9 protein-coding genes are annotated in these 9,954 nt (G+C 71.8%); 6 read left to right on the top strand and 3 right to left on the bottom strand.

The genetic code is table 11. The features are described from left to right. Positions 1-33 precede the first annotated feature (33 nt). Both ACWIF2_RS38820 and ACWIF2_RS38815 read right to left on the bottom strand, forming a co-directional pair. Positions 34-2,214, bottom strand: coding sequence for a helix-hairpin-helix domain-containing protein (locus ACWIF2_RS38820; RefSeq protein WP_454366182.1), 2,181 nt, complete (start codon positions 2,212-2,214; stop codon positions 34-36). Beyond that, complete coding sequence (locus tag ACWIF2_RS38815; RefSeq protein ID WP_454366180.1) at positions 2,211-3,197, bottom strand: aldo/keto reductase; 987 nt, start codon at positions 3,195-3,197, stop codon at positions 2,211-2,213. The genes ACWIF2_RS38820 and ACWIF2_RS38815 overlap by 4 nt, the downstream gene beginning before the upstream one ends. 112 nt (positions 3,198-3,309) lie before the next feature. Between ACWIF2_RS38815 and ACWIF2_RS38810 the strand changes: the two genes are divergently transcribed. Both ACWIF2_RS38810 and ACWIF2_RS38805 read left to right on the top strand, forming a co-directional pair. Next, entirely contained in the window at positions 3,310-4,365 is a 1,056-nt protein-coding gene (locus tag ACWIF2_RS38810) for an LLM class F420-dependent oxidoreductase (RefSeq protein WP_454366179.1), read from the top strand. A 232-nt stretch (positions 4,366-4,597) separates the two neighbouring features. Then, positions 4,598-5,386 (top strand): ferritin-like domain-containing protein, encoded by a 789-nt coding sequence (locus ACWIF2_RS38805; RefSeq protein ID WP_454366177.1) that lies wholly within the window; start codon positions 4,598-4,600, stop codon positions 5,384-5,386. Positions 5,387-5,397: 11 nt separating this feature from the next. On the opposite strand, the gene corA is transcribed toward ACWIF2_RS38805, so the two are convergent. Continuing rightward, positions 5,398-6,393 (bottom strand): magnesium/cobalt transporter CorA, encoded by a 996-nt coding sequence (gene corA / locus ACWIF2_RS38800; RefSeq protein WP_454366175.1) that lies wholly within the window; start codon positions 6,391-6,393, stop codon positions 5,398-5,400. Positions 6,394-6,454: 61 nt separating this feature from the next. On the opposite strand from corA, the gene ACWIF2_RS38795 reads away from it, so the two are divergent. From ACWIF2_RS38795 to mshC, 4 genes are all read left to right on the top strand, one after another. After that, a complete protein-coding gene (locus ACWIF2_RS38795) occupies positions 6,455-7,141 on the top strand; it encodes a histidine phosphatase family protein (protein WP_454366173.1) in 687 nt (228 codons plus the stop codon). A gap of 78 nt (positions 7,142-7,219) precedes the next feature. Further along, positions 7,220-7,810, top strand: a complete 591-nt coding sequence (locus ACWIF2_RS38790) for a DUF3090 domain-containing protein (RefSeq protein ID WP_184597466.1) — start codon at positions 7,220-7,222, stop codon at positions 7,808-7,810. Next, a complete protein-coding gene (locus ACWIF2_RS38785; protein ID WP_454366171.1) occupies positions 7,774-8,604 on the top strand; it encodes an SCO1664 family protein in 831 nt (276 codons plus the stop codon). The genes ACWIF2_RS38790 and ACWIF2_RS38785 overlap by 37 nt, the downstream gene beginning before the upstream one ends. A gap of 94 nt (positions 8,605-8,698) precedes the next feature. Continuing rightward, a complete protein-coding gene (mshC, locus tag ACWIF2_RS38780) occupies positions 8,699-9,928 on the top strand; it encodes a cysteine--1-D-myo-inosityl 2-amino-2-deoxy-alpha-D-glucopyranoside ligase (RefSeq protein ID WP_454366169.1) in 1,230 nt (409 codons plus the stop codon). The last annotated feature ends 26 nt before the right edge of the window (positions 9,929-9,954 follow it).

Below are 9,954 nucleotides of genomic sequence, written 5' to 3'. Positions count from 1 at the left end.
GTCACAGGGCCGTCCCTGTGACCACCGCCGTTGTCAGCTTTCCTCGACCTGCGGAGCGAGCAGCACCGGAAGCCGGGTCGTCCGGGGCTTCGCCGCAACCTCGGCCACGGCCCTGGGCAACGCCTGTTCCACGCCGTGCACCACGGACAGATGGCGGTCGGCCCGCCCGAACGCCGTGTACACCCAGGGCCGGCTGAGCGCCTGCGCGGCATCGCCGGGCAGCACCACGACCACCGCGGGCCACCGGCTCCCCACCGCCTGGTGCGCGGTCAGCGCCCACCCATGCCGTACGGACTGCTCCACCCGCTCCTTCGGCACGACGACGTCCTCGCCCTCGCACGACAGGTGGAGCCCCTCGGCGTCCGCCTTCACCACGCGGCCCGGCAGCGCACGGCCCGGCGCGGGGGAGTGGACGATCCGGTCACCGGGGTCGAAGCCGCCGAAGCGGCCCGGGCCCGGGTTGAGCCGCTCCTTCAACGCCGTGTTGAGCGCGCGGGTGCCGACGGCGCCGCCGTGTCCAGGTGTGATCACCTGCGTCTCCTCGGCCGGTACGCCGATCGCCCGCGGCACCGAGTCGACGACGAGCTGCACCGCCCGGTGCACCGCCTCGCCCGCGTCCCGTACCGGCACGATCACGACCTCCTTGCCGGGGGCCTCGACCGGGTTCAGCTCGCCGATGCCGATCCCCGAGACCAGCTCGCCCAGCGGCCCCGGGTCCGGCCGCCGCGAGGCGACCTGCGGGCAGATCCGCGCCGCGAGCAGATCAGCGAACACCCGGCCCGGCCCCACGGACCACAGCACCGCTGGGTCCCCGGCCAGCACCAGTCGCGCCCCGTCGGGCAGCGACTCCGTCAGCAGCGCCGCCGTCTCGACGTCCAGCTGCGGCGCGTCGAGCACGACGAGCAGATCGAGATCCAGCGCACCCTCGGCGTCCCGGCCGGGGCCTTCGAGGCCGGCGAGCAGCCCGGAGACGGTGGCGACGGGGGAACTGCCCTCGTTCGCGGCACCCTCGTCCGCCGCGCCCTCCGGACCGGAGCGCAGCAGAGCCGCGAAGCGGTTCCGGCCGATCGGGCCATGGGCGGCCGCCCAGGCGCGCAGCCCGAGGGAGTGCGCTGCGGTCAGCAGCGCGGCCGGTTCGGCCAGGGACGCCTCCCCGCCGGTGTGCAGGACCAGGCCATGACCGGCGACCGCGCGGAGCAGCTCACCCGCCGACCCCTGGGCCGCGGTGGCGAGCCGCTCCCACTCCTCGGCCGAACCGTCCTGCTTGGGTGCCGAGTTGACCAGCCGGGCCAGACCGTCGGCCAGGCTCTCCTCCGCGAGGGCGTACCGCTCGAGCCCGACAAGCACCCGGACCGGGCGTTCCTCCTCCTCAGAGCCGTCCTCCTCCGAGTCGTCCTGCTTCGCGTCGTCCTGCTTTGCCCGGGCCGGCGCACCGGTCTCCTCCAGGGCGTCCTGGAAGACCAGCGCGTCGCCTTCCGCGATCGCGTCCTGCACGGCGCTGTCGGGCTCCGGCACGCCACGCTGCGCCAGGGCCGCGAGAAGCGCCGGCATCTCCAGGGCGGTGTGCCCGGCCAGGGCGGCCTGCTCCAGGAGCCAGACGGTGAGGGCCCGGCCCCGTCGCGCGTCGTCCGGGCCGCACTCGGGGCCGAGCAGCGCCCGAGCGAACCCGTCGGCCTGCTCGGGCCGCACACCGGTGATCCGCAGCAACTGCCAGGGGTCCGCACGCAGCCGCTCGTCCGCACCCTCGCCGAGTGCCTCGGCCGCCTGCGGCGCGAGTGTGTCCGGTGCGCCGCCCTCGCCGAGCACCCGCAGGACGGCCCGCACCGCCTCGGGCGCGGGAGCCGGCGACGCGGCGACGGTCTCGGCCGGCACCGGCCGCGGTGGCCGTACCGGCTCGGGAGCGGAGGGCCGGGGGGCGGGCGCGGGCTCCGCGAATGCCGCGGCCGCCGGCTTCTCGCCGCTCTCCACGGCCCGTACGGCGGCGAGCAGATCGGCGGCCTGGCCGCTCAGCTTGGTGCCGCTCTCGATCGGCGCCTTCTTCTCGGCCTTGCGCTGCTCGATGCGCTCCCGCTCGGCCTGCTGGGCCCGCAGCTCGGCCTCGGCCTCGGACACCTGGCCGGCATCGACCGCGTCCCCTTGGGCCTCCTCGGTCTCCGCACCACCGGTCGGCTTCCCCGGCTCGGCGTCCTCCGTGGTCTCCGGCTCCGTGCTCACAGCGTGCTCCAGTCGTGATCGGGATAGCGGTGCACGGGCGCCGACACATCGTCGAGCGCCCGGCAGATCTCGTCAGGAAGACTAAGGGCCTCCACTGACAACGCGGCCGTGAGCTGCTGCGCGTTGCGCGCGCCGACGACGGGAGCGGCCACGCCCGGCCGGTCACGGACCCATGCCAGGGCCACCTGGAGCGGCGTCACCGCGAGGCCGTCGGCCGCGGTCGTCACGGCGTCCACGATGCGGCTCGCCGTGTCGTCGAGGTACGGCGCGACGAACGGGGCGAGGTGCTCCGAGGCGCCGCGCGAGTCCGACGGGGTCGTGTCGCCCCGGTACTTGCCCGTCAGTACCCCACGCCCCAGCGGGGAGGACGGCAGCAGCCCGATGCCCAGGTCCAGCGCGGCCGGCAGCACCTCGCGCTCGACGCCACGCTGGAGCAGTGAGTACTCCAGCTGCGTGCCCGCCAGCCGGGTCCGGGTGCCGGGGGAGGCGAGCTGCCAGGTGGCGGCCTTGGCCAGCTGCCAGCCGCAGAAGTTGGAGACCGCGGCGTAGCGGGCCCGGCCGCTGTTGACCGCGAGGTCCAGGGCCTGGAGGGTCTCCTCCAGCGGGGTGTCCGGGTCGAAGGCGTGCACGTGCCACAGGTCGACGTAGTCGGTTCCGAGGCGGGAGAGCGAGGCGTCCAGCGCGGCGAGCAGATGGCCACGCGAGCCGTCGAAGCGGCGGTCGGGGTCCGGTACGCTGCCGGCCTTGGTCGAGATGACCAGGTCACGGCGGGGCACCAGGCCGTCTATGAGCCTGCCGAGCAGGTACTCGGCCTCTCCGTCGCCGTACACGTCCGCGGTGTCGACGAGGGTCCCGCCCGCTTCCCAGAACGTCTTCATCAGGTCCGCGGCGTCGTGCTCGTCGGTGTCCCGCCCCCAGGTCAGGGTGCCGAGCCCGATCCGGGACACACGAAGGCCGGTGCGGCCGAGATGCCTCTGCTCCATGAACGCCGAGATTACTGGCCAGAACCTACGGTGTGGGGGGCTGTGGACGACCGATTTCCGCGCGCTATGGTCTGCGGACAAGGCACGTTACTGATGGGTAAGGGGAATCGGGATGCAGCTCGGTATCAACCTCGGCTACTGGGGTGCCGGCATGGACGCGGACAATCTGGCCGTCGCCCAGGAGGCCGACCGGCTCGGGTACGACGTCTGCTGGGCCGCCGAGGCCTATGGATCCGACGCCGCCACCGTACTGACCTGGGTCGCCGCCCAGACCGAACGGATCGACGTCGGCTCCGCCATCTTCCAGATCCCGGCCCGCCAGCCCGCGATGACCGCCATGACGGCCGCCACCCTCGACTCGCTCTCCGGCGGCCGCTTCCGGCTCGGCCTCGGCGTCTCCGGGCCGCAGGTCTCCGAGGGCTGGTACGGCGTCAAATTCGACAAGCCGCTGGCACGCACGCGTGAGTATGTCGAGATCATCCGCAAGGCCATGACGCGCGAGCGCCTGTCGTACGAGGGGCAGCACTGGACGCTGCCGCTGCCCGGCGGCCCGGGCAAGCCCCTCAAGCTGACCGTGCACCCGCAGCGCGAGCACATCCCGCTGTACATCGCCGCGATCGGCCCCAAGAACCTCGAGCAGACCGGCGAGATCGCCGACGGCGCCCTGCTGATCTTCCCCTCCGCCGACCACCTCGAGGACACGGCGATCCAGTATCTGCGGGCCGGCCGGGAGAAGGCGGGCAAGACCCTCGACGGCTTCGACATCTGCCCGACCCTGCCCCTGGCACTCGGCGACGACAAGGACGTGGCCACGCTCGCCGACACCTTCCGCCCCTACACCGCGCTGTACGTCGGCGGCATGGGCAGCCGCAAGCAGAACTTCTACAACCAGCTCGCCCAGCGCATGGGCTACGAGAAGGAAGCCGCCGAGATCCAGGACAAGTACCTGTCGGGCGACAAGCAGGGCGCCGCGGCCGCCGTACCGCACGACCTGATCGACAAGACGACCCTGCTCGGTTCCGTGGAGCGCATCGCGGACCGGATGAAGGCCTACGCACAGGCCGGTGTCACCACGCTCACCCTGGCCCCGGCGGGCTTCACGCTCGACGAGCGGATCGCGTCCCTCCGCGCCGGCACGGAGGCCCTGGAGCGCGCCGGGCTCGCCTGACACGGCTGGTCCCGACGGAGGTTTCTGCGGCCGTGGTGGGGGCTCGGGGGGGGGTCTTCCCCGCCACGGCCGTCACGCAGAACAACGCGGGGAGCCGCCGACGGTTACGTCCTCCATTTGGCGGAGTTGTCCGTCGCACCTGTTGCAGCACCGCGCGGCCCGCACTTGACTCGTTCTTTGCGGAAAGTGCGGAATCTGCAGCACGCGCACGCGCGCGGGAGAGGTGCCCACGATGCTTTCGGCCAAGAGTCTGTTCCAGGAGATCCTCGCCAACGACGAGTCCTTCGCCCTGTTCTGCTCCATCGCCGCGAGCGGCGAGTCCCAGGGCGGCTGGGAGAACGCCCGGATCGCCGCGCTCGTCCCGGAGAGCGAGCGAGACCTCGCCCCCAAGATCACCCGCCACGGTGCCGACGAGGACAAACACGGGCGGATCTTCAACGCCCTGCTGAAGAAGCGCGGCCTCGACCCCGTCCCGGTCCCGCCGGAGACCGACTACACGATGCTCCTGGAGAAGAACGGCATCGGCCTCGCGCACGAGCAGCTCAAGCGTGACGAGCGGCTCGAGGTACGGGACATCGTCACGTACCTCTCGCACAGCAGGGTCACCGAACAGCGCGCCTCCGAGCAGATGGACCTGCTCCGCAAGCACTTCGCCGACGACCCCGACATCGGCCGCGCGGTCAAGCAGATCTCCAACGACGAGGACAACCACCTCGCCTACTGCCACGAGGAACTGCTGCGCTTCGCCTACGCGGGCCACGGCCGGGCCATCCAGCGGACCCTGCGCGAGTGCGCGCTCGCCGAGATCGGGATCTACCGGGACGTCAGCCTCGCGGTCATGGCGAACATGGGGCGCATCCTGGGCTGGCCGAAGGCCAAGTCGGCGATGCTCGCGGCGGGCATCCACGCGATGTACGCCTACGAACGGCTGGGCGGCTGGCGCCGGATGGTCTCCCTGGAGATGCCCGAGCGCCGCGACGCGCTCGGCGGCCCGGCCTCCACGGCACCCGAATTTGCCTGAGCCCGCCCGTTCTACAGCCACCCCCGGCGCTTGAACAGGCGGAACACCAGCACCTCCAGGACGACCATCAGCATGATGAGAGCCGGGTAGGACCACTCCCAGCGCAACTCGGGCATGTGCTCGAAGTTCATGCCGTAGATCCCCGCGACCATCGTGGGGATCGCGGCCATGGCCGCCCAGGCGGAGATCTTCCGCATGTCGTCGTTCTGCCGGACGCTCATCTGCGCCAGATGCGCCGAGAGGATGTCCGACACCAGCCGGTCCAGGTTCTCCACGGACTCGTTGACACGCGTGAGGTGGTCGCCGACGTCCCGGAAGAAGGGCCGGGCCCGGTCGTCCACGAACGGCACCGTCACACCGGACTGCGCCGTGCCCGCCAGCCGGCTCACCGGCAGGGCCAGCGGCCCGGTCGCCCGGCGGAACTCCAGGACCTGGCGCTTGAAGTCGTAGATCCGGGACGCGGTGTTCCGAGAGCCGCCGTCCAGCGGTGAGAACACCTCCGTCTCCAGCCCCTCCAGGTCGGCCTGCAACTCGATCGCGACGTCCAGATAGTGGTCGACGGTGGCGTCGGCGATCGCGTACAGCACGGACGTGGGCCCGTTGCCGAGCAGCTCCGGCTCGTGCTCCAGCCGGTGCCGTACGGCCTTGAGCGGGGCGCCCTCGCCGTGCCGGACGGTGACCGCGAACGAGTCGCCCAGGAAGATCATGATCTCGCCGGTGGAGACGGTGTCGCTCCGCGGCTCGTACACCACCGGCTTGAGGACCACGAAGAGCGAGTCGTCGTACACCTCCAGCTTGGGCCGCTGATGGGCCTTGAGGGCGTCCTCGACGGCCAGCGGATGCAGGCCGAACTCCCGGGTGACATGGTCGAATTCGCGCTCCGTCGGCTCATGCAGCCCGATCCACACGAAACCTCCCGCCCCACGGGCCTCACCCAGGGCGTCGGAGAAGTCCTCCGGTCCCTCGGTCCGGTGTCCGTCGCGGTAGATGGCACAGTCGACGATCACGAAGCGAGTCTCCCGTCACTTGAACGACACCGTACGCGCGCGTGCGCCTACGCTGGATCGCATGCCCACGTTGATCCTGGTCCGGCACGGACGTTCCACCGCCAACACCGAGGGACTGCTCGCCGGCTGGACGCCCGGTGTGGCCCTCGACGAACGTGGCGCCGCGCAGGCCGCCGCGCTGCCCGGGCGGCTCGCCGAACTGCCTCTCGCCGAGATCGTCGCCAGCCCGCTCCAGCGCTGCCAGGAGACGATCGAGCCCCTTCTCGAGGCCCGGCCGGACCTGAGCCCGCACACCGACGAGCGCATCGGCGAGTGCCACTACGGCGACTGGTCCGGGCGCAAGCTCGCCGAGCTCAAGGACGAGCCCCTGATGGAGGTGGTGCAGGCGCACCCGTCCGCGGCGGCCTTCCCCGGCGGCGAGTCGATGCGGGCCATGCAGACCCGTGCCGCCGAGGCCGTGCGCGAGTGGAACGCGCGCGTGGAGCGCGACCACGGCGCCGACGCCGTCTACCTCATGTGCTCGCACGGCGACATCATCAAGTCGCTCGTCGCGGAGGCACTCGGACTTCATCTGGACCTCTTCCAGCGGATTTCCGTTGAACCGTGTTCCATCACCGCGATCCGTTACACACGACTGCGACCGTTTCTCGTCCGTCTCGGCGACACCGGCGACTTCACGTCCCTGGTGCCGCGCGAGGAACCGCCGGGCGACGACGCCCAAGTCGGGGGTGGTGCGGGCGCACCGTGATCGTCCGCCGCAGTAGGGTGAAGCGGTCGCAGCAGTGCCGTGGTCACACGGCCCCCACGATTCCAATGGAGACAGGACGTGTCCCGTCAGGTGTTCCTCTACGACCATCCGGAGCGTTTCGTGGCCGGTACGGTCGGGCTGCCCGGGCGCCGTTCGTTCTTCCTCCAGGCCACCGCCGGCTCCCGGGTGACCAGCGTGGCCCTGGAGAAGACCCAGGTCGCAGCGCTCGCCGAGCGCATGGACGAACTGCTCGACGAGGTCGTACGCCGTAGCGGGGGCAGCGCCTCCGTTCCCGCGGTCGCACCGTCGGAGATCAACGACAGCGCCCCGCTGGACACCCCCGTCGAGGAGGAGTTCCGGGTCGGCACCATGGCGCTCGCCTGGGACGGCGACGAGCAGCTCATGATCGTCGAGGCGCAGGCGCTCGTCGAGCTCGACGCCGACTCCGAGGAGGACCTCGCCGAGGCCGAGGAGCGGCTGCTCCAGGACGAGGAGAACGGGCCGCCGATGCTGCGGGTCAGGCTCACCGGCGCGCAGGCGAGGGCCTTCGCCAAGCGCGCCCTCGACGTCGTCAACGCCGGGCGGCCGCCGTGCCCGCTGTGCAGCCTCCCGCTCGACCCGGAAGGACACGTATGTCCGCGCCAGAACGGATACCGCCGCGGAGCGTGACGCCTCCCGACGACCCCGCTGAGCTGCTCGCCCGGGGCGAACTCACCGTACGCGGCCGCATCCGTGACGCCTCCAACGCCGCCCTGTACTGCACGGTGTCGTACGACGGCCGGGAAGCGGCCTGTATCTACAAGCCGGTCGCCGGGGAGCGGCCCCTGTGGGACTTCCCCGACGGGACCCTCGCCCAGCGCGAGGTCGCCGCGTACGAGGTCTCCGAGGCGACCGGCTGGGGCCTCGTACCGCCCACCGTGCTGCGTGACGGCCCCTACGGCGAGGGCATGTGCCAGCTGTGGATCGAGGCGGTGCCGGACGCCGAGCTGCTCGCGCTGGTCGACGGGGAGGAACCCGAACCGGGCTGGAAGGCGATCGGGTTCGCCGAGGTCGGCGAGGGACGCACCGCGCTGCTCGTGCACGCCGACGACGAGCGGCTGCGGCGGCTCGCGGTGCTGGACGCCGTGATCAACAACGCCGACCGCAAGGGCGGGCACCTGCTGCCCACGGGCGACGGGCGGTTGTACGGGATCGACCACGGGGTGACCTTCAACGCGGAGAACAAGCTGCGGACCCTGCTGTGGGGCTGGGCGGGGGAGCCCTTCACCCGGGAGGCCGCCGACGTCCTCGAGGGCCTCAGAAAGGATCTGGCCGAAGGCGGGGCCCTCACCGCACGGCTCGAACCGCTGATCACCGCCGCCGAGATCGACGCCGCACGCGCGCGTGTCGGTGCGCTCCTCGCCTCGGGGACGCATCCGGAGCCGAGCGGGGAGTGGCCGGCGATTCCCTGGCCACCCGTGTAGGAGCACAGAGGCCGAGATCGCGCAAGAACGCCTTCTCGGCCGTCCGGACCGCTCCCATTCGTATCTGGAACTTCAGTCCGGTTACGCTCATGACATGCATGCCTGGCCCGCTTCCGAGGTCCCCGCCCTGCCTGGTCAGGGCCGCGACCTGAGGATCCACGACACCGCGACCGGCGGCCTCGTCACCCTCGACCCCGGTCCCGTCGCCCGTATCTACGTCTGCGGCATCACCCCGTACGACGCCACCCACCTGGGACACGCGGCGACGTACAACGCGTTCGACCTCGTGCAGCGCGTGTGGCTCGATACCAAGCGGCAGGTTCACTACGTCCAGAACGTCACCGACGTCGACGACCCGCTCCTGGAGCGGGCGCAGCGCGACGGTATCGACTGGGCCGCCCTCGCCGAGAAGGAGACGGTTCTCTTCCGCGAGGACATGACGGCCCTGCGGATGCTGCCGCCGCGGCAGTACATAGGCGCCGTCGAGGCGATACCCGGCATCATTCCGCTCGTCGAGCGGCTGCGGGACGCGGGCGCGGCCTACGAACTCGAAGGGGACGTCTACTTCTCCGTCGAGTCCGACCCGCACTTCGGCAAGGTCTCGAACCTCGACGCCGAGGCGATGCGGCTGCTGTCCGCCGAGCGCGGCGGCGACCCGGACCGGCCGGGCAAGAAGAACCCCCTCGACCCGATGCTCTGGATGGCGGCCCGCGAGGGCGAGCCCAGCTGGGACGGCGGATCGCTCGGGCGCGGACGGCCCGGCTGGCACATCGAGTGCGTGGCCATCGCCCTCGACCACCTCGGCATGGGCTTCGACATTCAGGGCGGTGGCTCCGACCTCGCCTTCCCGCACCACGAGATGGGCGCCTCGCACGCCCAGGCCCTCACCGGCGAGTTCCCCATGGCCAAGGCGTATGTGCACGCCGGCATGGTCGCCCTCGACGGCGAGAAGATGTCCAAGTCCAAGGGCAACCTGGTCTTCGTCTCCAAGCTCCGGCACGACGGCGTCGACCCGGCCGCCATCCGGCTCGCGCTGCTCGCCCACCACTACCGCGCCGACTGGGAGTGGACGGACCGGGTCCTCCAGGATGCCGTCGCCCGGCTCGGCCGCTGGCGTGCCGCCGTGTCCCGGCCCGACGGCCCGCCCGCCCAGGCGCTGGTGGAGGAGATCCGCGAGGCCCTCGCGAACGACCTGGACGCCCCGGCCGCGCTCGCCGCGGTCGACCGCTGGGCCGCCCTCCAGGAGGAGAGCGGCGGTACGGACATCGGCGCACCCGGCGTCGTCTCCCGTGCGGTGGACGCGCTGCTCGGCGTAGCGCTCTAGCCGTAGAAGTCAGAGGGGGCGTCTCC

The sequence above is a fragment of the Streptomyces sp. NPDC055506 genome, assembly GCF_053643595.1.
The sequence above is the reverse complement of the archived record's forward strand: the minus strand, read 5'-3'. Positions and strand labels throughout refer to the sequence as shown.